Raw genomic sequence first — 22,521 nt, forward strand, 5'->3', positions numbered from 1 at the left:
AATCCGCCATTTTAACCATGGCACGCGGCTTGCTCCTTTCCTTGTGGAAACAGACCGATCCGCACAGGAGTTGCCGCCATGGGAATTGCATTGCTGTCGCTGCGCCAGGCCGAAAAGGCCGAGCCCCATCTCAAGGCAGCCATGAAATCGGCGAACCAGGCCAGCCCTGCCAGCACCAAATCCATGGCCGATGCCGGGCTTTCCGCCCGCGAGCGCCTGGCGCTGCGGGAAGGCCCGGTCGAAGCCGTCACCGCGGCGCTGAATGCGCGTCAGTATGTGCAGCAGATCATTATCCGTGAGAAAGAGATCACCCAGGCGCAGATGGTCTGGGCGCTCGGCCGCATCGAGCCCAACGAGATCGAGACCATGCTGAAATCGCTGGCCAAAATGCGTGGCCGCTATGCTTCCATGGTGCTGGAATATGCCCAGAGCGAACGGCCGATCAGCAAGATCGCGCTGGACGAGCTGCGCGGTCTGCGCGAGCGCATCGAAGAATTCGAGCGCGGGCTGGAAACCATCAAGGCGGCCATCCTGGACGGCCATGCCGAAGTCTCAGGCGTCAAGGCTGCCCGCCTCTGACACTGCCCAATCCGCGGGCATATGATGACCCTGGCGTGAGGTGGCCGGAAAGTTACCTGCCGGGTGGCGCAGCGCGTCTCTATACCATGTGCCATGCTGGCCACGCCGCTCCGCTCCGCTTTCTTCATCCTGACGATCATGCTGGCCGGCTGGCTGCTGATCGTCCTGCCGGCCCGTGGCAGCGACCTGCCGACCATCCATTATGTCGCCGCGCCCTTCGTCCCCTACACGGTCACCGCCCCTGACGGCAAAGCCGCCGGACCGACAGCGCATCTGATCGAGACGCTGAGCCATCGTCTCGGCCGCCCGGCCACGCTCGACATCCTGCCCTTCGCCCGCGCGCTGGCCACCACGGAAAACGAACCCAACACCCTGATCGCCCTCTTCGCCCGTAGTCCGGAACGCGAGACGCGCTTCCACTGGGTCTGCCCGGTGCTGGATTACGAAGTGCAGATGTTCCGGCGCCGCAACCGCACGGAACTGGCCGCCGCCCGCGTTGCCGATCTGAAAACCTGGCGCATCGCCGGTGTCGCCCAGGATGTGAAGACGCTGTATCTGGAACGCAATGGCGTCAGCGTGATTCCGGCCGCCGATGAAAATGAAGCCCTGCGGCTGTTGCTCTATGGCCGGGTCGACGCCATCGCCTCGCATCCGGCCGCCATTCGCCAGCGCGTGCGCGAGATGGGCGAGCGCGGCGATCCCGTCGAAAATTTCCTCGCCCTGCCGGACCTGAGCATGAAGCTCTACCTGGCCTTCGGACAAAAGACCGCACCCGAGGTGGCCGCCGCGTTCACCACAACCTGCAATGCCATGATCCGCAGCGGTGAGATGGCCGGACTGCTGCAGGCGCCGCAGATCAACTGACGTTCAGCGCCGGTCCAGCGCCAGCCTGAGCGCGAGCGCCGCAAACACGCCGCCAAGCAGGCGGTTCTGCCAGCGCACGAAGCCGGGACGCTGCGACAGCCACTCGCCGAGCCGCCCGGCCACCAGCACGATGCCGCCGTTGAGCAGCCCGCCCACCACATTCAGCACGCTGGCAAGCACCAGCGCCTGCGCCAGCGCCGTCTGCGGATCGGGCTGCATGAACTGCGGGAACAGCGCCAGGAAGAACAGCGCCACTTTCGGATTGAGAATGTTGGTCAGCAGACCCTGGCGGAACAGCGTGCCCAGCGGCAGGGCCGGCGCCGCCGGGTTGGGCGGCAGGAACCCGCCGGCACCGCGGACGGCCTGCACGGCGAGATACAGCAGATAGGCCGCGCCGGCCCAGCGAATGATCTCGAACATCACCGGCGCCATCAGCAGCACGCCGCTCAGACTAAGGCCGGCAATGATCGCATGGAAATAGCAGCCGGCGCAGATGCCGGCCAGCGTCACCAGACCGGCGGTGCGCCCCTGCGCGACGCTGCGCGTCATCACCAGCAGCATGTCGGGACCGGGCGTGGCCGCCAGGGCGAAGGCGGCCAGCGTGAAGGTGAGCAGGGTGGCGAGGTCCATCATGGCGGCACTATATCGCGCCGCCCCGCCGCCGGATCAAGCGCGGCATTGTCACGGGAGCAATTTCGCATCACCCGACCGGCAGCACGAAATCGAAGCGTGCGATCTGGGCATCGGCGTCGCCGGCCACCGTCATCAGCAGACGGCGGTCGAAGATCGGATCGCGCGCATTGCCCGGCTCGCCTGGAAAATAGAGCTGCGTGGTGAGGATGTCGCCGCGCGGCGGCTGCAGCTTCACATGCAGGTGCCGCGTCCGGCCCGGATAGAGTGCCGGCACGATGGTCTCGAACTGCCAACGCCCTTGCGCATCGGTGAACTGGTGGCCGCGCAGGCGATAGCCGGCATTGTCATAAACGCCGTTCGCATCCGCATGCCAGAGATCGACCAGCACATGCGCCAGCGGCCGGCAGTCGCGGCCCGTCACCAGGCCGCCGAGCCGCAGCCGCGTGCCGGCCATGCCGGGTTCGAGCAGGCTGGTCCGCTGCGGCGAGTCCGGCGAGTAGTACGGCCCTTCGGTCTGCTCCGGCGTCGGGCCGGGCTGGCCGGCATGACCGTCGCTGCAGGCCGGCGTGGGTTTCAGCGGCAGCTGCCGCGACTGGGCAAGCGCCGAGAGCGCGGTGACGGCCGGCAGGCCGGAAAACAGGGCCGCCTGCAAAAGAAGGGCGCGTCGGGTGGTCATGATCAGGGAAACTCCGTGGCTCTGAGATCGTGCCCGGCCTTCACGGCATCCGGCTCCGGCCCCTGCGCCCGGGTCCGGGCCCAAACTGCCGGTTTGTGCGCCCCGTCACGTCCGCTCCGCGGTTTGGTTTTGACTTTCAGCACGACCGTTCGTATATTCACCCCATGAGCAAAGGCCAGCAAACCCGTGCAACCATCCTCTCCGAGGCCCTCCGCGCCGCCAGCGTCGACGGTTTCCAGGGGATTTCCATCGGCATGCTGGCCGACCGGCTGAACATGTCGAAATCCGGCCTGTTCGCCCATTTCGGCTCCAAGGAGGAGCTGGAGCGGGCCATGCTGGACGAGGCGGCCCAGCGCTTCATGGCCACGATCTGGCAGCCGGCCATGAAAGCGCCGCGCGGCCGGCCGCGCATCGAGGTGCTGTTCCGGGAATGGCTGGACTGGAGCCTGCACAATGACGACATGCCCGGCGGCTGCCTGTTCGTGACGCTGTCGGCAGAATATGACGACAAGCCGGGTCCGGTGCGCGACCATCTGGCCGAGATGCAGGGCCAGTGGCAGGCGACGCTCGCCCGCAGCGCCCAGATCGCCGTGCAGGAAGGCCATTTCCGCGCCGACCTGGACCCGAAACAGTTTGCCTACGAGCTGCAGGGCATCTTCCTCAGCCTGACCTATTTCCGCCGGCTGCTGCGCGATGCCGCCGCCGTCGAACGCGCCGAAACCGCTTTCCGCAGTCTTCTGGACCGGTCAGCCGCCACGCACTGATTTCAGTACGCCTCCCCCGACGACCTAAAGAAAAGAGCCTCCCCATGACCCAGATCGCACAACAGTCCCCTCAGACCCTCCCGAAAAAGCACGATCGTTCTGGTGCAGCGCAAAATCTGCGGCAGCTGAAGCCGACCGGCGAGCGGCCGGACTGGCTTGGCCCCAAGCTGGTGATCGCGCCGACCAAGGCCGACCTGCGCTGGCTCGACGGCGTGAGCAATCCCGCCGTGTTCGACCAGCTCGATCAGCCCTGGTGGAGCCTGGCCCTGCCGGTGCTGAAGCAGACGCTCGCCACCTGGCAGCAGCGGGTGCAGGCACGCCGGGCGCTGGCCCAGGTCGATGCCGCAACCCTGCGTGACGCGGGCATTTCGCCCGGCATCGCCGCCTTCGAGGCCGCACAGCCCTTCTGGCAGAAGCCGATGCTGCTGCGCGACCACCCGGCCGACGGTCAGACGGCGTAAGTCATTATCGTCTTGTACCGCTCGCCATTCGGTGAGTTGATCCTCCGGTGATCGATGCCTAAGCTGTTGGTCCGACAATCGGACCGACAGCAAGTCGGCCACAGGGAGGGGTCATACAATGCAGCAGGATGCCGGCGCAGAGTCGCGCGCCGAGAAGAGCGGTCACGCCTCTGCCTTGCCGCCGGCGCCGGATGTATCCGCCGCCGAGAAGATGACCGAGGAGCTGGCCTACCGCGATGTCACCGGTGCGCCGCGCCTGGTGCTGATCGTCCTCACCATCCTGTCGCTGCTGCTGGTCCTCTATGTCCAGTTCAACGTGAAGCTCTTCGGCATCACGCTGATCGAGAACCGCTACCTGTTCCTGCTGGCGCTGGTCACCCTGCCGGTGGTTTTCCTCGTCTATCCCTTCGATCCGAAACGCGCCGCGCCCGGCACCCCCTGGTATGACTGGCTGATTGCGGCAGCATCCATGGCCATGATCGCCTGGTTCAGCGTGAAGGCCGACGCGATCCTGTCCGAGGGTTGGGAATTCGCATCGCCGCTGACGGCGAAGATTCTCGGCACCTTCCTCTGCCTCATCATCCTGGAAGCCACCCGCCGCACCGGCGGCCTGACGCTCACGCTGATCATCCTGGCGATGGCGCTCTATCCGATCATCGCCGACGACCTGCCCGGCGTGTTCCGCGGCATCGGCCAGAGCTTCGGCGACACCATGGCCTATCACATCGTCTCGTCGGAAAGCGCGTTTGGCATTCCGATGCGGGCCTTTGGCGAGATCGTCGTCGGCTTCATCGTCTTCGGCGTGGCGCTGAACCATACCGGCGGCGGCAAGTTCTTCAACGATATCGCCTTTGCCATGGTCGGCCGCTGGCGCGGCGGCGCCGCGCAGGTTGGCGTGATCTCATCGGCCCTGCAGGGATCCATTTCCGGCAGCGTGATTTCCAACGTGATCTCATCGGGCGTCGTCACCATTCCGGCGATGAAGCGCACGGGTTTTCGCGCCGACTATGCCGGCGGCGTGGAGGCCGTCGCCTCCACTGGCGCCGTGCTGATGCCGCCGGTGATGGGCTCGACCGCCTTCGTGATGGCCAGCTTTCTCGGCATCCCTTACGCCGAGATCGCGCTGGCGGCCGCCATCCCCGGCCTGCTGTTCTATTTCGCCCTGATGGTGCAGATCGACTCTTACGCCGCCCGTCTCGGCCTCAAGGGCATGCGCAAGGAAGAACTGCCCTCGGTGCGCGCCACCATGAAGGAGGGCTGGCTCTATATCCTGGTCTTCGCCGTGCTGATCTACCTGATGCTGGAAGAACAGCGCGAGGCCAGTGCGCCCTTCTATGCCACGGCTTTGCTGCTGCTCATCAACCAGTGCCTGCCCTCGCACCGGCTCAATCTCAAAGGCTGGCTCGATCTCGGCACCGCCGTCGGCCGCGCGCTGGCCGAACTGGTCGCCATCCTGCTCGGCTCGGGCCTCATCATCGGCGCCTTCTCGGTGACGGGTCTCGCCGGCACGCTGGCCACCGACCTGGTGTATCTGGCTGGCGACAAGCCGATCATCCTGCTCATCATGGGCGCCATCACCAGCTTCATCTTCGGGCTGGGGATGACGGTGACCGCCTGTTACATCTTCCTCGCCATCGTGCTGGCGCCGCCGCTGGTCAAGGCCGGTCTCGATCCGCTCGGCGTGCATCTGTTCATCATGTACTGGGGCATGATCTCCTACATCACGCCGCCGGTGGCGCTGGCCGCCTTCGCCGCGGCCCCCATTGCACGGGTCAGCCAGATGGCGATCGGTATCCAGGCCATGCGGCTCGGCGCCGTGGTCTATATCGTGCCGTTCTTCTTCGCGCTCAATCCGGCCCTGATCCTGAAAGGCGATCCCTGGGAGGTCGCCATCGTCATCGCCACCGCCTTCCCCGGCGTCGCCTTCATCGCCTCGGCGCTGCAGGGCTATCTGGTCGGCGGCGGACGGCTGGACGGATCGCCGCTGCGCATTCTGGCGCGCGTCATGCTGCTGTTCGGCGGCATCGCACTCGCCTCGCCCGGCGGCAGCCTGATCGCCATGAGCAACACAACGCTGGAGATCACCGGCGCGTTACTCGCACTCGGCGCTTTCCTGTTGCTGAAAGCCAGCAACCGCGACAGACTGGCCGCATAAAAATCGCATAAACGTATAACCGGAGGAAACCAGAGATGCGTCACTACACCTATTCTTTGCTCGGCGCTGTTGCTGCGCTGGCCCTGTCCACGGCGGCATCGGCGCAGAAGCTGCCCGACCAGCTGACCTGGACGGCCTACGATGTCGGCTCGGGCGGCTACAACCAGGCCGTCGCCGTCGGCAACGCGCTCAAGAACAAGCAGAACATCACGCTGCGCGTGCTGCCCGGCAAGAATGACGTGTCGCGCACCGTGCCGCTGCGCGAAGGCAAGGTGCCCTTCTCCGCCAACGGCGTGGGCGGCACCTACATGGCGCAGGAAGCGGTCTATGAATTCGGCGCCAAGGACTGGGGTCCGCAGCCGGTACGCTCGCTGCTGCTGAACAATTCCGACGCGCTGCTCACCATCATGACGGCGAAAGACGCCAATATCAAAACCATGGCCGACCTGAAGGGCAAGAAGGTCGCCTGGGTGATCGGCGCGCCGTCGCTGAACCAGAACATCACGGCGCTGCTGGCCTTTGCCAACCTGACCTGGAACGACGTGCAGCGCGTGGAATTCGGCGGCTTCGGCCAGGCCATGCAGGGCATGATCAACGGCCAGGTGGATGCCGCCTTCGGCTCGTCGATCTCGGGCCCGGCCTATCAGCTCGCCTCCAGCCCGCGCGGCATCCAGTATCCGACCGTGCCGCATGGCGACAAGGCCGGCTGGGCGCGGCTGAAGGGCAAGGCGCCGTTCTTCGTGCCCTTCATGGGTGCCGAAGGCCCGGAGCTGAGCGCCACCAAGACCGTGGAAGCCGCGACCTATCCTTATCCGGTGCTGATGACCTACGACAACATCGACGCCGGCATGGTCTATGCGATGACCAAGGCGATGGTCGAACTCTTCCCCGACTACAAGGATGCCGCGCCGGGCAACAGCGGCTGGGACATCAAGCGCCAGGTCTTCGACTGGGTGGTGCCGGTGCATGAGGGCGCGATCAAATACTTCAAGGAGATCGGCGTCTGGAAGCCGGAATACGACAAGAGCAACGCCGCCCTGATCCAGCGCCAGAAGGTGCTGGCCGATGCCTGGGCCGGCCACAACAAGGGCAGCCATGCCGACGAGGCCGCTTTCATGAAAGGCTGGATGAAGGCGCGCGCCGATGCGCTGACCGCAGCGAAGATGGAGCCCGTTCTTACCGAGTGGTAAGCGCCGGACAGCAGGTTGTATGATGACGGCCCGCTTCACGGCGGGCCGTTTTCTTTTGGAGCGCCGTCATGCCTGCCATCGCCATCCTGCCATCGGCCAATCTTGACCGCACGGCAGCCTTCTATCACCGCCTCGGTTTCGGGCGGCAGAACCGCTATCCCGATTATCTGGTGATCGTGCGCGATGACTACGAACTGCATTTCGCCGACTGCAGCGGCGCAGCCCCGATCCTGCTGGAGCCGAAGAACAGCATGTCGGCCTGTTATTTCCGCTGCAGCGATGCCGACAGTCTGCATCGCGCATGGCAGCCGCTCGGCCTGCCGCGGTTCAGCGCCATAGAAGACAAACCCTGGGGGTTGCGCGAATTCCATTTTACCGATCCCGACGGCAACCTGCTGCGCGTGGGTCATGTGCTGCGTTGAATTTCCTGCAATTGCAGCCGGACAATTCTGCGCTTCGGGAATCCCGCCGACCGGATTAGGCTACGCCCATGCCCCAGACCCAGACCCTTCTGCTCGACCATATCCGCCGCTTCGGCCGCTATAACCAGTGGGCCAACCGCCGGCTTTACGATGCCTGCGCCACGCTCTCCGCCGCCGACTACCATGCGGCGCGGCCGAGCTTTTTCGGCAGCATTCACGCCACGCTGAATCATATCCTGGTCGGCGACAGCATCTGGTTCGGCCGCTTTAGCGGCAACCTGCCGGCGCATATCACCAGGCTGGACCAGATCCTGCACGCGGATCTCGCGTCTTTACGGGCCGCGCGCGACGCGAAGGATATCGAGATCATTGCCTTCTGCGATGCCGTGGATGAAACGACGCTGCATGCGAGCTTCACCTACACCAACACGCGCAACGAGACCTTCACCGATCCGCTGCTGCCGCCGCTGATGCATTCCTTCAATCACCAGACCCATCACCGCGGCCAGGTCCATGGCCTGCTCAGCCATGCCGGCGCCAGCCCGCCGGCGCTGGACCTGATTCATTTCATCCGCGAGACGGCATAGTCAGGCCGCCGGCTCGGCCGGCGTGAAAATCTCCGCAATCAGCAGATGCTGCACCGTGCCGCCATCTCCGACCGGCAGCAGCAGGGCTTCGACGCCGTAATCGCGGCCGTCGATCTCGCGCGCCAGCCGGGCATGGACGGGACGGCGGGTTTCGACCGCCATGGTGCAGGCCCGCAGGGCACGGATGGCGAAATAGGATTCCGGATGCTGGTCCATATAGCTGCCGACGGGGTCGAAGCGCAGATGCTGGATTATATGGGAGCCGATGCTGCGATAGCGGAAACGGGGCGTGCCCTCGGTCGCCTCAACATCGACCGCCACCAGGATGGCCGAGAGATAGTCATGGCCCGTCGACGCCATGAAATCCGGCGACGGCAGGCTGCCGACGCCCGCGGCCTGCCGCCAGGCCGCATAGAGCCGGTTCAGCCGCAGAGTCTGTAACTGCTCGTCAGCGGTCAGGATGGTGAAGTCGATATCGCCGCTGGTGAAGGTCATGGCGCGAGAATAAAGGCAGGCGCCGCCGCCCACAATCGCGGGCCGCAGGAATGATGACCTCAGGCCCGACTGAAGAGCTGCGCGACGAAGAGCACGTCGACCGCGCCGCCGGCCCCGGCGAGCGGCAGGATCAGGAATTCCATGGTGAAGCCCTGGCCATCGACGGCGCGGTGCACCCGGGCATGGATCGGCCGGCGCGACTCCACCACCAGGTCGAAGGCCCGCACCGTCTGTTCGGCGAAATAGGGCTCGGCATGCTCGTCAACATAAAGCCCGGTCATGTCGCGCGGGCTGTAGACCAGGATCTGCGGATCGATATGGCGATAGCGGTAACGCCGGCCTTCGCCGCTGGACTCGACATCGAAGATCAGCCGCGCGCCGGTCAGATAGTCGTAGACCTGGGCATCGATAAAAGCCGGTGGCGGCAGCGCGCCATCCACGATCGCCTTGCGCCAGTCGCGATAGAAGCGATCCAGCCGCATGGTTTCCAGCCGTTCCTCGGCAACCAGGATGGTGAAATCGGCGTCGCTGCTGCTGGTGATCGGCATTGCCGCAAGCATAGGGGGCGGAGGCCGCCGGAATCAATCCTGCCGCCCGCTTCAGTCCGACGCGGGCGTGTAGAGCTGGGCGATCAGCAGGCTGCCGACGGCATCATCGGGTCCCGCCACCGGCAGCAGCAGGAACTCGATGCGGAAACTGCGGCCATCGATGTCGCGCTGGGCCCGGGCATGGATCGGCCGGCGTGTCTGCACCACCAGGTCGCAAGCGCGGATGGCACGCTCGGCAAAGTACGATTCGGGATGTTGGTCCATATAGGTGCCGGCCGGATCGACGCCGAGATGCTCGATGAAATGGCTGCCGACGCTGCGATAGCGGTAGCGCTGGCGATCGTCCTCGCAGACCACATCCACCACCAGCAGCATGGCGGCGATATAGTCGTGCTGTTGCGGATCGAGAAACGCCGCGCCGGGCAGCGCGCCGCCGGAGGCGGCCTTGCGCCAGCTCCCGTACAGCCGGTTCAGCCGCAGGGTTTCCAGCTGCTCGTCGGCGACCAGAATGGTGAAATCGGCGTCTCGGCTGGTGAAAGCCATGGCGCCGAGGATGATCCTATAATTTGGCGTAATCAATCGCGCCGTGGCGATCGAGCGGCTGGCCGCCATCAGGCATCGGGTATTTCAGGCCCGCCGCGCAATTCCACAGCACCACGCGGTCGTTTTTCTTCACCCGACCGGCAGACAACGCCTGCTTGTACGCAGCATAGGTGGCCGCACCTTCCGGGCACATCAGGAAGCCCTCTTCTTTCGCCACTTCATCGAGGGCCGCGGTGATCGCATCGTCCTCCACCGCCATGGCAAAACCGCTGGAATTGCGCACCGCATCCAGGATGAGGAAATCGCCAATCGCCGCCGGCACGCGGATGCCGGCAGCCACCGTATGGGCATTCTCCCAGAGTTTCGCATGGCGCTCGTTGCCCTCGAAAGCGCGCACGATGGGGGCGCAGCCGGCCGCCTGCACGGCGATCATCTTCGGGCGTTTGCTGCCGATGAAGCCGATGGCCTCCAGTTCCTCGAAGGCCTTCCACATGCCGATCAGGCCGGTGCCGCCGCCGGTGGGATAGAAGATCGCGTCCGGCAGTTCCCAGCCGAGCTGTTCGGCCAGCTCCAGGCCCATCGTCTTCTTGCCCTCGATGCGATAGGGCTCTTTCAGCGTCGAGGTATCGAACCAGCCCGCAAGCTCCTTGCCGGCGCCGACCAGCTTGCCGCAATCGTTGATCAGGCCGTTGACCTTGTAGAGCCGCGCGCCCTGCAGCACGATCTCGTTCATGTTGACCTGCGGCGTATCGTCGGGGCAGAACACCACCGTCTCGATGCCGGCGCGACTGGCATAGGCGGCCAGTGCCGCACCGGCATTGCCGTTGGTCGGCATCGCCATTTTCTTCACGCCGAGTTCTTTCGCCATGCAGACGGCAAGCGCCAGCCCGCGCGCCTTGAACGAGCCGGTGGGCAGGCGGCCTTCGTCTTTCACAATGATTTCGCCGGCACCGCTCAGGCCAAGATTTTTCGCCAGCCTGGGCAGATTCAGAATCGGCGTCATCACCTCGCCCAGCGACACGACATTTTCGGTTTTGCGCACCGGCAGCAATTCACGATAGCGCCACCAGTTGGGTGCGCGCGACGCGATCTTCGCCTTGGTCAGCGCCGCCTTCACGCCCGCGAGGTCGTAGCGCACCAGGATCGGATAGCCCTTGGGCGACAGGTTATGCAGGGTATCGGCCGGCAGCCGCTCGCCCGTCATGCCGCATTCCAGATGGGTGACGAAGCTGGTGGTATCGGGGATCAGGCTGCGGTCGATGCTCATGACATTCTCTGAAGTGATAGCCGTGCAATCAGGGCCGGCAGCTTAAAGTGCGCGAGGGCGGGGTGTAAGCGTTGAACCCATTGGATTATTCCCTGCAAACCCTGACAAGACGAGCCAAGGTGAGCCAAATTTTGCCAAACCGGGCCACCGCCAAACCATCTGGAACCATCCCGGACCTTCCTGAGCCATCGCGAACCATCTCTGACCCGGGTCGATTTTTGTATGCAGCCCCTTCATTCACCCGGGCAAAGTGTAAGAAAGAACATATAGGGTACGATTGGCGGGCGACAAGAGGCCCGGCCCGCGGTTGCGGCCGGCCGCACCCCGGCACCATCATGGCCACCATGAGCAGCAGCCCCGAAAGCTGGAACCTGACACAGGCCTGGGCCTGGATCCGCTGGCGCGATCTGGCAAAGGTCGCCGCCTTTGCCGCCGAGACCCATCTGGGCCTTGCCGAATCGGTGCTCAACCGCGATGGCGCCGCGGTGATCGCGGAGGATCATCGCCGCGCCCTGCTCGACGCCCTGATGGATGGCCGGCTGGTGACGCGCGGCCTGCCGGCGGCGGAAGCCGGCGCCGCCGCCATCGCCGTGCCGGCCGCCGACTGGCCGGGGCTGGTGCCGGTGGCGCCCTCGGAAGCCCGCCATCTGCAGGGCCGCAAGGTGGCTTGGCGCGGATTGTCATTTGCTGCCGCCGACCTGCAGCGCCTGTGGCCGGGGCCACGCGCGGCGGCCGCGCTGTCGATATCGGCATAAGCCGTCGCGATCTGGCCGCGCCATGCCGGCGATGCTAGATACTGGCTTGTCCTGCGACCCGAAGACACTTTGAGGATTCATGAGCGAGCAGAAGAATACCTATAACGGCGGCTGCCATTGCGGCGCGGTGCGCTACAGCGTCGTCACCGGGCACAATCCGCCGGTGATTTCCTGCAACTGCTCGATCTGTTCCAAGAAGGGTTCGCTGCTGAGCTTCGTGCCGGCCGACGATTTCAAGCTGATGGCCGGCAAGGATGCGGTGAGCGACTACCAGTTCAACACGATGAACATCCATCACCTGTTCTGCAAAACCTGTGGCGTGGAATCCTTTGCCACCGGCACGGCGCCGAATGGCATGAAGATGGTGGCGATCAATGTGCGTTGCCTGGAAGGCTTCGATCTGGAAAGCCTGGAACCGATGCAATACGACGGCAAAAGCGCGTAGCTGCAACGATGACGACGCCTTACAGCTTCCGCCGCATGACGGAAGCCGACCTGCCGCTGATGCGATGCTGGCTGGAAACGCCGGATGCGCGTGCCTGGTGGGGCGATGTGGATGCCGAGATGGTCTCGGTGGCCGGCGACCTGCATGAGCCCGGCATGCGGCTGTGGATTGTCAGCCTGGAGGCGCAGCCGTTCGCTTTCATGCAGGATTACGATCCGCAGGCCTGGCCGGATCACCCCTTCCGCGACCTGCCGGTGGGCACACGCGGCATCGACCAGACGATTGGCATTCCCGCCCTGATCGGCCGCGGCCATGGCAGCGCTTTTGTGCGCCAGCATGTGCAGCGCCTGTTCAGCGAAGGTGCGCCCTGCGTGGTGACCGATCCCGATCCGGAGAACGCCCGCGCCATTCGCGCCTATGAAAAAGCCGGCTTCCGGCGCCATGAGGCGACGCCGCGCGAAACGCAGTGGGGTCGTTGTGTGGTGATGGTGGCCCGGCCCTAAAGCCCGTGATGCGCGCGGGCGATCAGGCATTCCTCGTCGCCGGGCTGGCAGTCGCGGCAGACGATGGGGCGAACGTCGTAAACGCCGCAGGCGACCCGTTCGCCGAGTTTGCCCTGCAAGGCAGAGCAGCGCTCGCCCTCGCAGCGCATCCGGCCCGCCGCGTCATCGACAAAGCGGGCCGGGATGCGCGCGAGCGCAGCGTCGTCTTCGAGCGAGAAGCGGGGCCAGTCACGCGAATACGCGCAGCAGGCCCCGCAACTCTGGCAATCGAAGGCTGCCGCGCCCTGGTCTTCAGTCGTCTGTTCGATCAAGCGGTGGGCTCGACCAGACAGGCGTCAGATCAAGCGGCCTGGATGGCGCGCACGGCCGTCTTGCCCGAGCGGCTGTCCTGTTCGGTGTCGAAGGAGACCTTCTGGCCTTCGTTCAGGCCGTTCATGCCAGCACGCTCGAGCGCGGAGGCGTGGACGAAGACGTCCTTGGTGCCGTCTTCCGGCTGAATGAAACCGAAGCCCTTGGTGGCGTTGTAGAATTTAACGATGCCGGTCTGCATGGGAATACCCTTTGTTCGATGGATGAATGGGGACAGGCCACAGCGAAGCTGCAACCGGCACCCGGTTTTCGATTTTTTTGGAGAGAGAGTCAGAAAATACGCCCGGCAAAGCCGAGACGGACAGCCAGAAGGTCCGGCCAAAAATGTCGATGGGCGGACCCTAGGTCCTAAATGCGGCGAACACAAGGCCGATGATCGGCAACGATTCCCGTGACATGGCTGTCCGCCGAGGCCGATCCGGCTATTCGTAACGCTGCAGAATGCGGGTGATGCGGCCTTCCTGGGCGATCCGGCGGAGCGCCGCCGCCATCGCGGGCGCCTGCGCCACCAGCGGCGATTGCCGCGCCAGCACGATATGGGAGTCGCGGCCCGCCACGCGGTAGGGCGAAGTGACCAGATCGAAGCCGGTCAGGCGCAGCAGCCACAGCGCCTGCAATTCCGGCATCGCCGCGGCATCCACACGGCCGACCACCACCAGGCGAAGCGCTGCCGTATAATCGTCGAAGGGCTGTTTGACCAGCTGGGCATCGGCATCGAAGCGGTCGAAATAGGTGGCGCCGCGCAGCACCGCGATGCGCTTGCCGGCGAGGTCGTCATAGCTGCGGATCGGCGGCGCCTTGCGCGACTGCACGAAGACCTTGGGTTCGCGCGGCAGCGGCGGATCGAGATAGAGCAGATAGGCCTCGCGTTCGGGCGAGCGGTTCGGCCCCAGCATGATATCGGCGCCGCCCTCCTGCATGACACGGAAAGCGCGGGCGAACGGCAGCTCGACGAAATCCAGGGTCAGGCCGGTCTGTTCGGCGACCAGGCGCAGAATGTCGATATAGATGCCGGTGTAAGTCGGCCCGCCATTGGCCGAGCCGACGATGCGGTAGGGCGGCGCGTCGTTGATCAGCACCCGCGCAATATCGGCGCGCGCCGGCAGGGCCGCGCAAAGCAGCAGAAGGACAACGGCAAGGCGGCGCCAGACGATCATCGCGGCAGGATACAACCGCACCGACGGCAATGAAATGGAGTCGCCGCCGGGCGAACCAACACGCTGCCGTGACGGCGGCTGCAAATTCCGCATCCCGCCGTGGCGGTCCTTGCGCTAGGATCGCACCCATAAGGGGGACATCATGCGCCTGTATCACCTGATCCCGTATCACCTGATTCTGATCGCGGCCTGCGGACTGCTCTCCGCTGCGGCATCCGCGCAGCCGCTGACCGCCGGCAGCACCGGCCCCGTCGTCTTCGACGCCCCGACCTACGAGAATTACGGCACCTTCCGCAACGGCCAGAGCAGCCCCGGCAAGGCCTCGGTCACCATCTGGCTGCCGGCCACGACGACCCTGGAGCGCAACGGCCGCCTGCCGGCGGTGATGATCGGCCATTCCATCGGCGGCTGGAAAGACAGCGCCGAGGGCGTCTATGTGAAGCCGCTGCTGGATGCGGGCTTCGCCGTGCTGGGCCTGGATCATTTCGGCCCGCGCGGCATCAAACGCGCCGCCGATGTGCCGGGCGCCATCAGCCCGATCACGCCGGTTTCGGATGCCCTGCTGGCCCTGAAACTGGCCGCCACGCATCCGCGCCTCGATCCGGCGCGCATCGGCATCATGGGACTATCCATGGGCGGCATCACCGCCGAGCAGTCATCCTATGAATTCGTGCGCCGCAAGGTGCTGGGCGACAGCACGCTCAGCTTCGCCGCCCATATGCCCTTCTACGCACCCTGCGGCAATTTCTTTTCCAACGACGGCGGGCCGCTGACCGATGGCAAGCCGATGCTGCGGCTCTATGGCGGCAAGGACGAGACCACGGTGAAGGCGAAATGCGACCGCGTCGATGCACTGGTACGTGCGGCCGAACCGACCGCCAGCCGCGAGGCGATCTGGTATGAGACCGCCTATCACGCCTGGGAAAGCCCGGCGATGGTGCCGCGCTTCTATCCGCATCATGTGAACACGCGGAACTGCCCGGTGATGGATTTCGGCAGCCGGGTGCGCTTCATCGATCTCGATGGCAGCGTGCGGCCGCTCACCGGCGCGGAAATCCAGAGCTGCATCAAGGACAGCGCCGGCTATTCGATGGGCTACAGCGAAACGGCGGCGAAAGACGCACCGAAACAGATGCTGGCATTCTTCGGCAAGCATCTGGGCGGCAACTAATGCTTTCCGTCGTCGTACCCGCGAAGGCGGGTACCCAGTCCTACCGTCGCCTGGATTCCCGCATGCGCGGGAATGACGAGGTCATACCTATTTCAGCAGCGCCTTGAGCTGATACAGCAGGTCGAGCGCCTGTTTCGGCGACAGCGCATCGATATCGGCCTTGCGCAATGCGCCCTCGACCTCTGACGGCGCCTGCACGAGCGTCGCTTTCGGCGGCTGCGCCATGCTGAACAGGGGCAGATCGTCGACCAGCTTGGCCGAGGCGCCGGTCTGGCCGGATTTTTCCAGCGTGTGCAACACCTCAAAAGCGCGGGTGAGCACCGCATCGGGCAGGCCGGCGAGCTTGGCCACCTGCACGCCGTAGCTGCGATCCGCCGAGCCGGCGCCGACCTCATGCAGGAAGACGAGGTCGCCCTCCCACTCCTTCACCTTCAAAGTGTGGTTGCTGAGCTGCGGCAGCTTTTCGGCCAGCGCGGTCAGTTCGTGATAATGGGTCGCGAACAGCCCGCGGCAGCGGTTCTTCTCGTGCAGGTACTCCACCACCGCCCAGGCAATCGAGAGGCCGTCGAAGGTGGCGGTGCCGCGGCCGATCTCGTCGAGGATTACCAGGGCGCGGCTGCCCGACTGATGCAGGATCGCCGCCGTCTCCACCATCTCGACCATAAACGTGCTGCGCCCGCGCGCCAGATCATCGGCGGCGCCGACGCGGCTGAACAGGCGATCCACCATGCCGAGCTTTGCCGCCGTCGCCGGCACGAAGCTGCCCATCTGCGCCAGGATGGCGATCAGCGCATTCTGGCGCAGGAAGGTGGATTTACCGGCCATGTTCGGGCCGGTGAGCAACCACAGGCGCTGGCCATCGGAAAGGTCGCAGTCGTTGGCGACAAAGCGCTCGCCCTGGCCGTTGCGCTCCAGCGCCGCCTCGACCACCGGATGGCGGCCGCCGGTGATGCAAAAATCCAGGCTAAGATCGATCTGCGGCCGCACCCACTGGCGCTGGATGCCAAGCTGCGCCAGCGCCGCCGCCACATCCAGCGCGGCCAGAGCCTGGGCGGCCAACGTCACGGCTTTCGCCTCGGCCAGCACCGCCGAGCACAGGCGGTCGAAAATCTGCAGTTCAATGGCGAGCGCGCGATCGCCGGCCTGGCTGATCTTGGCTTCCAGCTCGCCCAGCTCCGGCGTGGCATAGCGCACGGCATTGGCCATGGTCTGGCGATGGATATACTGCGTGCCCATCTTCGCCATATGCGTGGGCGTGATCTCGATGTAATAGCCGAGCACGTTGTTGTGGCGGATTTTCAAGCCGCTGATGCCGGTATCCTGTGCGTATTTATCCTGAAGCTGTGCGATATGGCGGCGGCTTTCGTCGCGCAGGACCCGCAGCTCGTCCAGCGCCGCGTCGTAGCCGGGCCGCACAAACCCGCCGTCGCGCTGCAACAGCGGCAATTCCTCGGCCAGCGCATTCGACAGCGCCTGCACCAGCACGGCGTGATCGCCGAGTGCGTCGCGCAGGCTGGCCAGTTCCGGCGGCAGCACAGTCTCGGCCGCCAGACGCTGGCGCAGGTCGCCGGCCTGACTGAGGCCATCGCGCATGGCACTGAGATCGCGCGGACCGCCGCGACCGAGCGAAATACGCGACAGCGCGCGCGCCAGATCCGGCACCTTGCCGAGCGCAGACCGGATGTCGTCGCGCAGGCGGTTGCCGGCGGTGAGCGCGGCCACGCTGTCATGGCGCGCGGCAATCGCAGTCACATCGGTGAGCGGCACCTGCAGCCGCTGCGCCAGCAGCCGCGCGCCGGCGCCGGTGAGCGTGGCATCGATGGTGCTGAGCAGCGCGCCATCTCTATTTCCAGAGGTGGTTTCCACCAGTTCGAGATTGCGGCGCGTGGCCGGATCGATGGCCATGACGCTGAGCGGCGTCTGCTTCACCGGCGGGTCGAGGCGCGGAATCTTGCCGCACTGGGTGATCTCGACATAATCGAGCAGCGCGCCGGCGGCACAGAATTCCGCCCGGCTGAAATCGCCGAAAGCATCGAGCGCCGCCACATTGAGCGCCGCCTTGAGCCGGCGTTCGCCGGCCTGGCTGTCGAACCGCGCCGAGGGCAGCGGCGAGAGGGCGGTATCGAGCTGTTCGAGTATCGCACGCAGCTCCGGGCGGCCGAGCAGCCCCTCGGGCAGCACCAGTTCGCGCGGACTGACGCGGGCCAGATCGGCGGCCAATGTTCCGTTCCCTGGGCCCGCCTGCGTTGTTTCGGTCAGGCCGAATTCACCGGTGGAGAGATCGAGCCAGGCCAGGGCCAGCGCGCCATCTGAACCGCCGGACTGAGCAAGTGCAGCAAGATAATTGTTGCGTCGCGCGTCGAGCAGGCTGTCTTCGGTGATGGTGCCGGGCGTCACCACGCGCACGACGTCGCGTTTCACCACCGATTTCGAGCCACGCTTCTTCGCTTCTGCGGGATCTTCGACCTGTTCGCAGACCGCGACCTTGAAGCCCTGGCGGATCAGACGGGAGAGATAGGCCTCGGCGGCATGCACCGGCACGCCGCACATCGGGATCGGCTGGCCGTCATGTTCGCCGCGCTTGGTCAGCGCGATATCGAGCGCACGGGCCGCCTGCACCGAATCGTCGAAGAACAGTTCGTAAAAATCCCCCATCCGATAGAACAGAAGACAGTCGGGATAGGCCGCCTTGATGGTCAAATATTGGGCCATCAGCGGGGAGGTGCCGGGAGGGAGGTTCGGTGCTGCGGTGTTCATGGCGGAAAATTATCGGGTCGACGCAGACATACCACAGGCCACGGGGCTTTTAACCCCTTAGGGCTTGGCCTTATGATGCCGGACGGGAGCGAAAACCCGCGCCAAGACGCCTGTATGTAAATCCGGAAACCGCAGAGAAAAATGAGCGACTCGAAAAGCCCGTCTCTTTACGACGACGCCCTCGAATTTCACAAGATGGGCCAGCCCGGCAAGCTGGAGGTCGTGCCGACCAAGCCGATGGCCACGACTCGCGACCTGAGCCTGGCCTACAGCCCCGGCGTCGCCGCCCCCTGCCTGGCCATCGCCAAGGACCCGGACACCGCCTACGACTACACCTCGCGCGGCAACATGGTCGCCGTGATCTCGAACGGCACGGCGGTTCTGGGCCTGGGCAATCTCGGCGCGCTCGCCGGCAAGCCGGTGATGGAAGGCAAGGCGGTGCTGTTCAAGCGCTTTGCCGATGTCGATTCCATCGACCTGGAAGTCGACACCGAAGAGGTGGAAGAATTCATCAACGCGGTGCGCTATCTGGGGCCGTCGTTCGGCGGCATCAACCTGGAAGACATCAAGGCGCCGGAATGCTTCGTGATCGAGCAGCGCCTGCGCGAACTGATGGACATTCCGATCTTCCATGACGACCAGCATGGCACGGCGATCATCGCCGCCGCCGGCATGATCAACGCACTGCATCTGACCGGCCGCGACTTCAAGAACGCCAAGATGGTGGTCAACGGCGCCGGCGCCGCCGGCATCGCCTGCACCGAGCTGGTCAAGGCGATGGGGATGAAGAACGAAAATGTCATCCTCTGCGACACCAAGGGCGTGGTCTACCAGGGCCGCACCGAAGGCATGAACCAGTGGAAATCCGCCCATGCGGTGAAGACCGATGCGCGCACGCTGGAAGAAGCGCTGAAGGGCGCCGACATCTTCTTCGGCCTCAGCGTCAAGGGCGCGCTGACGCCTGACATGCTGCGCGCCATGGGTCCCAATCCCATCGTCTTCGCCATGGCCAACCCCGATCCGGAAATCACCCCGGAAGAGGCGCTGGCCACGCGCGGCGATGTCATCATGGCGACCGGCCGTTCGGACTATCCGAACCAGGTCAACAACGTGCTGGGCTTCCCCTATATCTTCCGCGGTGCGCTCGACGTGCGCGCCAGCACCATCAACGACGAGATGAAGATCGCCGCCGCCGAGGCCATCGCCATGCTGGCGCGCGAGGATGTGCCCGATGAAGTCGCCGCCGCCTACAAGGGCGAACGGCCGAAATACGGGCCGGGCTATATCATCCCCTCGCCCTTCGATCCGCGCCTGATCGTCGAGATTCCGCTGGCCGTCGCCAAGGCCGCCGTGAAATCGGGCGTGGCGCGCAAGCCGATCACCGACTGGGCCGCCTATGCCTCCAAGCTGCGCGCCCGCCTCAATCCCACGGTCGGCTCACTGCAGATTTTCTTCGACCAGGTGGTGGCCAACCCGAAGAAGGTGGTCTTCGCCGAGGGCGAGGAAGAGACGGTGATCCGCGCCGCCCTGGAATTCCGCGCTGCCGGCTACGGCACGCCGATCCTGATCGGCCGCAGCGAACGCATCGAAGCCACCATGAAGGCCATCGGCCTGAAGAACCTGGAAGGCTGCGAAATCCACAATGCCCGCATCAGCGAGCATAACGCCGAATATGCCGACTTCCTCTACAAGCGGCATCAGCGCCGCGGCCTGCTGCATCGCGACGCCCAGCGTTTCGTCAATCTCGACCGCAATGTCTTCGGCGCCTGCATGGTGGCCAATGGTCATGCCGATGCGATGATCACCGGCGTCACCCGCACCTATTCGGTCAGCTATGACGGTATCCGCATGGCGGTGGACGCCCAGCGCGGCCAGCGCGTCATGGGCCTCAGCATCATCGTGGCCAAGGGCCGCACGGTGTTTGTCGCCGACACCACGGTGACGGAAACGCCCTCGGCCAGCGATCTCTGCCAGATCGCCATCCAGGCCGCCGCCGCCGCACGCCAGCTCGGCCAGGAGCCGCGCGTGGCGCTGCTGTCGCATTCCAACTTCGGCAATGCGCCCGGCGGCGTGGTGGAAGTGGTGCGCAAGGCGGTGATGGAACTGGACTCGCTGGATGCCGGCGGCCACAAGGTCGATTTCGAATATGACGGCGAGCTGAATGCCCGCGTCGCGCTCAACCCCGACCTGATGAAGCTCTACCCCTTCTGCCGCCTGTCCGGTCCGGCCAATGTGCTGATCATGCCGGGTCTGCATTCGGCGCTGCTCTCCACGCAGCTGATGCAGGATCTGGGCGGCGGCACCGTGATCGGGCCGCTGCTGATCGGCCTGGAAAAGCCGGTGCAGATCGCGCAGATGGGCGCGAGCGTCAGCGACATCGTCAACCTCGCCGCCTTGGCTGCTTACAACGCTCGCTAACGCGGGCTGATCCAGCCTTATGATCGCAGAACAGGCCCGGAGGCGACTCCGGGCCTGTTTCTTTTTGCGTCAGATATCCGCAAACACTTCCAGCAGGTTGCCGTCGGGATCGCGGAAGAACAGCGTGCGGTGGCCGAAGGCCTGATCGGTCGGCGGGCGGACCAGGGCGATGCCCTGTCGCGTAAGTTCATCGGCGCAGCGATCGACATCGGCAACCGATACCTTGAAGGCAAGCTGCAGCGCCGCAGTGCCGGCCGGCACCGGCGCATCCGCCGCCGTCAGGCCCGGGATGGCCAGCGCCAGTGTATTGCCGCCGACCTGGTATTCGAACCAGCGCGGCGACAGTTCGCGCGTCAGGGCAAAGCCCAGCACCCCTTCATAGAAGCGGCGCATGGCCGCGAGATCGCGAACGAAAATGACCGTATAGTCGATGGCCCGGATGGCCTGAAATGCCACACCGGCTTGCCTGCCTTCATTCATCGATGGGTCCCTGACAGTTCCAGTCGCAGCCCGCATTCTACAAGACTTTTATCCGCTTTTGGCCCCAGTCTCGACATCACAAAAACGGGGCAGACCATGGCACTCATCCGGCGCATCCTGACAGCAGCCTTGCTCTGCCTGCTGGCGCCGGCTGTCCATGCGCAGGACTGCGCACCGCCGCCGGACCTGAAGGACGGCTGGACGGTGGCAGCGCCCGCGAGCCAGGGCCTCGATGCGGCCCTGCTCTGCGCCATCGGCCCGCGCTTCGAGGCCTGGAAAGAAGCCAATGCCCATGCGGTGCTGGTGCTGCGCCACGGCAGGCTGGTCTACGAAAAGTATTTCTCCGGGGAGGACCAGCACTGGGGAAATCCGCTGGGCATCGTGCAACACAATGCCGGCCGGCAGCATGATGTGCGCTCGATCAGCAAGAGTGTGGTGTCGCTGCTGACCGGTATCGCCGTCGACCGTGGCTGGCTGTCGGTCGATCAATCGGTCTTCGCGTTCTTCCCCGAGTATGCCGACCTGCGCAGCGCACAGAAGGACCGCATCACCATCCGCCACCTGCTGACCATGTCGGCCGGGCTGGCCTGGGACGAAAGCCTGCCCTATGCCGACCGGCGCAACAGCGAGACGGCGATGAACCTGGCGCCCGATGCGGCACGCTATGTGCTGGAACAGCCGATGTGGAGCGAGCCGGGTGCCGGCTATCTCTACAGCGGCGGATCGGCAGCGGTGCTGGCGGCGATCCTGCAAAAGGTATCGGGCGGCATGGATATCGACGCGCTGACAAAGACATTGCTGTTCGCGCCACTCGGCATCACCGAATTCGAATGGGCAACTTGGAATGGCCGGGCGGTCGTCGCCTCGGGACTGCGCCTGCGCGCGCGCGACCTCGCCAGGATCGGCCAAATGGTGCTCGACAAGGGCCGCTGGCAGGGCAAGCAGATCGTTTCGGAACGCTGGATCGCGGACAGCACCGCCCCGCAGATCAATGGCCAGAGCCCGTTCTTCTACGGCTACCAATGGTGGCTCGGACGCTCGCTGCTGGACGGCAGGCAGGTCGACTGGATCGCCGGCTTCGGCGAGGGCGGCCAGCGTGTCTATGTCATCCCCGAGATGGATATCGTGATGGTGCTGAATTTCGGCCTGTACGCGAGAAACCTGCAGGGCCCGGTCGGTCCAGCCATTCTCAACCAGCATGTTCTACCGGCCGTGGTGAAACGCTGACTCTCTTCGCGCGAAACCGTCAGCACACATTCGTTTTATTTGGGCCGCCGTGACT

Annotated in this window: 25 protein-coding genes; 14 read left to right on the plus strand and 11 right to left on the minus strand. The window is 65.1% G+C overall.

The window, feature by feature from the left end:
• Positions 1–78 precede the first annotated feature (78 nt).
• Complete coding sequence (locus AC1ROB_RS01440) at positions 79–579, plus strand: hypothetical protein (protein ID WP_492972544.1); 501 nt, start codon at positions 79–81, stop codon at positions 577–579.
• Between the two features lie 93 nt (positions 580–672).
• Positions 673–1,443, plus strand: a complete 771-nt coding sequence (locus AC1ROB_RS01445; protein ID WP_492972543.1) for a substrate-binding periplasmic protein — start codon at positions 673–675, stop codon at positions 1,441–1,443.
• A 3-nt stretch (positions 1,444–1,446) separates the two neighbouring features.
• Here AC1ROB_RS01445 and AC1ROB_RS01450 read toward each other — a convergent pair whose 3' ends face one another.
• Complete coding sequence (locus AC1ROB_RS01450) at positions 1,447–2,076, minus strand: LysE family translocator (protein ID WP_492972542.1); 630 nt, start codon at positions 2,074–2,076, stop codon at positions 1,447–1,449.
• A 67-nt stretch (positions 2,077–2,143) separates the two neighbouring features.
• Positions 2,144–2,752 (minus strand): dioxygenase family protein, encoded by a 609-nt coding sequence (locus AC1ROB_RS01455; RefSeq protein ID WP_492972540.1) that lies wholly within the window; start codon positions 2,750–2,752, stop codon positions 2,144–2,146.
• 164 nt (positions 2,753–2,916) lie between these two features.
• On the opposite strand from AC1ROB_RS01455, the gene AC1ROB_RS01460 reads away from it, so the two are divergent.
• The 6 genes from AC1ROB_RS01460 (at position 2,917) to AC1ROB_RS01485 (ending at position 8,331) form a co-directional block, all read left to right on the plus strand.
• On the plus strand, positions 2,917–3,516 hold the full coding sequence (locus AC1ROB_RS01460; RefSeq protein WP_492972539.1) for a TetR/AcrR family transcriptional regulator: 600 nt from the start codon (positions 2,917–2,919) through the stop codon (positions 3,514–3,516).
• Between the two features lie 44 nt (positions 3,517–3,560).
• The gene (locus tag AC1ROB_RS01465; RefSeq protein ID WP_492972538.1) at positions 3,561–3,977 is read left to right on the plus strand and encodes a DUF1127 domain-containing protein; all 417 of its coding nucleotides are present in this window, start codon (positions 3,561–3,563) and stop codon (positions 3,975–3,977) included.
• Between the two features lie 118 nt (positions 3,978–4,095).
• Positions 4,096–6,132: a TRAP transporter permease gene (locus tag AC1ROB_RS01470; RefSeq protein ID WP_492972537.1), complete on the plus strand. Its 2,037-nt coding sequence runs from the start codon at positions 4,096–4,098 to the stop codon at positions 6,130–6,132.
• A 35-nt stretch (positions 6,133–6,167) separates the two neighbouring features.
• Complete coding sequence (locus AC1ROB_RS01475; RefSeq protein WP_492972536.1) at positions 6,168–7,322, plus strand: TAXI family TRAP transporter solute-binding subunit; 1,155 nt, start codon at positions 6,168–6,170, stop codon at positions 7,320–7,322.
• A 68-nt stretch (positions 7,323–7,390) separates the two neighbouring features.
• Positions 7,391–7,744 (plus strand): bleomycin resistance protein, encoded by a 354-nt coding sequence (locus AC1ROB_RS01480; RefSeq protein ID WP_492972535.1) that lies wholly within the window; start codon positions 7,391–7,393, stop codon positions 7,742–7,744.
• A gap of 68 nt (positions 7,745–7,812) precedes the next feature.
• Positions 7,813–8,331 carry a DinB family protein gene (locus tag AC1ROB_RS01485; protein WP_492972534.1) on the plus strand — a complete coding sequence of 173 codons (519 nt, stop codon included), beginning with the start codon at positions 7,813–7,815 and terminating at the stop codon, positions 8,329–8,331.
• On the opposite strand, the gene AC1ROB_RS01490 is transcribed toward AC1ROB_RS01485, so the two are convergent.
• Genes AC1ROB_RS01490 through AC1ROB_RS01505 form a run of 4 tightly spaced genes read right to left on the minus strand, consistent with a single transcriptional unit; the run spans position 8,332 to position 11,184 of the window.
• A complete protein-coding gene (locus AC1ROB_RS01490; protein ID WP_492972533.1) occupies positions 8,332–8,826 on the minus strand; it encodes a PAS domain-containing protein in 495 nt (164 codons plus the stop codon).
• Positions 8,827–8,885: 59 nt separating this feature from the next.
• Positions 8,886–9,374: a hypothetical protein gene (locus AC1ROB_RS01495; protein ID WP_492972532.1), complete on the minus strand. Its 489-nt coding sequence runs from the start codon at positions 9,372–9,374 to the stop codon at positions 8,886–8,888.
• A gap of 51 nt (positions 9,375–9,425) precedes the next feature.
• On the minus strand, positions 9,426–9,917 hold the full coding sequence (locus AC1ROB_RS01500; protein ID WP_492972530.1) for a PAS domain-containing protein: 492 nt from the start codon (positions 9,915–9,917) through the stop codon (positions 9,426–9,428).
• A gap of 16 nt (positions 9,918–9,933) precedes the next feature.
• Positions 9,934–11,184 carry a threonine synthase gene (locus tag AC1ROB_RS01505; protein WP_492972529.1) on the minus strand — a complete coding sequence of 417 codons (1,251 nt, stop codon included), beginning with the start codon at positions 11,182–11,184 and terminating at the stop codon, positions 9,934–9,936.
• Positions 11,185–11,528: 344 nt separating this feature from the next.
• Between AC1ROB_RS01505 and AC1ROB_RS01510 the strand changes: the two genes are divergently transcribed.
• The 3 genes from AC1ROB_RS01510 to AC1ROB_RS01520 all read left to right on the plus strand — a co-directional run bounded on the left by AC1ROB_RS01510 (position 11,529) and on the right by AC1ROB_RS01520 (position 12,887).
• Positions 11,529–11,939 carry a hypothetical protein gene (locus AC1ROB_RS01510; RefSeq protein WP_492972528.1) on the plus strand — a complete coding sequence of 137 codons (411 nt, stop codon included), beginning with the start codon at positions 11,529–11,531 and terminating at the stop codon, positions 11,937–11,939.
• 79 nt (positions 11,940–12,018) lie between these two features.
• A complete protein-coding gene (locus AC1ROB_RS01515; protein WP_492972527.1) occupies positions 12,019–12,384 on the plus strand; it encodes a GFA family protein in 366 nt (121 codons plus the stop codon).
• Between the two features lie 8 nt (positions 12,385–12,392).
• Entirely contained in the window at positions 12,393–12,887 is a 495-nt protein-coding gene (locus AC1ROB_RS01520) for a GNAT family N-acetyltransferase (protein ID WP_492972526.1), read from the plus strand.
• Here the strand turns inward: AC1ROB_RS01520 and AC1ROB_RS01525 are convergent.
• From AC1ROB_RS01525 to AC1ROB_RS01535, 3 genes are all read right to left on the minus strand, one after another.
• A complete protein-coding gene (locus AC1ROB_RS01525; RefSeq protein ID WP_492972525.1) occupies positions 12,884–13,198 on the minus strand; it encodes a YkgJ family cysteine cluster protein in 315 nt (104 codons plus the stop codon). The genes AC1ROB_RS01520 and AC1ROB_RS01525 overlap by 4 nt on opposite strands.
• 29 nt (positions 13,199–13,227) lie before the next feature.
• Entirely contained in the window at positions 13,228–13,437 is a 210-nt protein-coding gene (locus AC1ROB_RS01530) for a cold-shock protein (protein WP_492972524.1), read from the minus strand.
• Between the two features lie 241 nt (positions 13,438–13,678).
• A complete protein-coding gene (locus tag AC1ROB_RS01535; protein WP_492972523.1) occupies positions 13,679–14,434 on the minus strand; it encodes a substrate-binding periplasmic protein in 756 nt (251 codons plus the stop codon).
• A gap of 121 nt (positions 14,435–14,555) precedes the next feature.
• Here AC1ROB_RS01535 and AC1ROB_RS01540 point away from each other — a divergent pair, with 121 nt between their 5' ends.
• The gene (locus AC1ROB_RS01540) at positions 14,556–15,584 is read left to right on the plus strand and encodes a dienelactone hydrolase family protein (protein ID WP_492972522.1); all 1,029 of its coding nucleotides are present in this window, start codon (positions 14,556–14,558) and stop codon (positions 15,582–15,584) included.
• 87 nt (positions 15,585–15,671) lie between these two features.
• On the opposite strand, the gene mutS is transcribed toward AC1ROB_RS01540, so the two are convergent.
• Positions 15,672–18,296 (minus strand): DNA mismatch repair protein MutS, encoded by a 2,625-nt coding sequence (gene mutS, locus AC1ROB_RS01545; protein WP_492972521.1) that lies wholly within the window; start codon positions 18,294–18,296, stop codon positions 15,672–15,674.
• A 186-nt stretch (positions 18,297–18,482) separates the two neighbouring features.
• Between mutS and AC1ROB_RS01550 the strand changes: the two genes are divergently transcribed.
• Positions 18,483–20,759, plus strand: coding sequence for an NADP-dependent malic enzyme (locus AC1ROB_RS01550; RefSeq protein WP_492972520.1), 2,277 nt, complete (start codon positions 18,483–18,485; stop codon positions 20,757–20,759).
• 69 nt (positions 20,760–20,828) lie between these two features.
• Here AC1ROB_RS01550 and AC1ROB_RS01555 read toward each other — a convergent pair whose 3' ends face one another.
• Positions 20,829–21,215 (minus strand): VOC family protein, encoded by a 387-nt coding sequence (locus tag AC1ROB_RS01555; RefSeq protein WP_492972519.1) that lies wholly within the window; start codon positions 21,213–21,215, stop codon positions 20,829–20,831.
• Positions 21,216–21,335: 120 nt separating this feature from the next.
• Between AC1ROB_RS01555 and AC1ROB_RS01560 the strand changes: the two genes are divergently transcribed.
• Positions 21,336–22,466: a serine hydrolase domain-containing protein gene (locus AC1ROB_RS01560; RefSeq protein ID WP_492972518.1), complete on the plus strand. Its 1,131-nt coding sequence runs from the start codon at positions 21,336–21,338 to the stop codon at positions 22,464–22,466.
• Positions 22,467–22,521: the final 55 nt, after the last annotated feature.

Source organism: Ferrovibrio sp. GW821-FHT12F09, assembly GCF_058806775.1.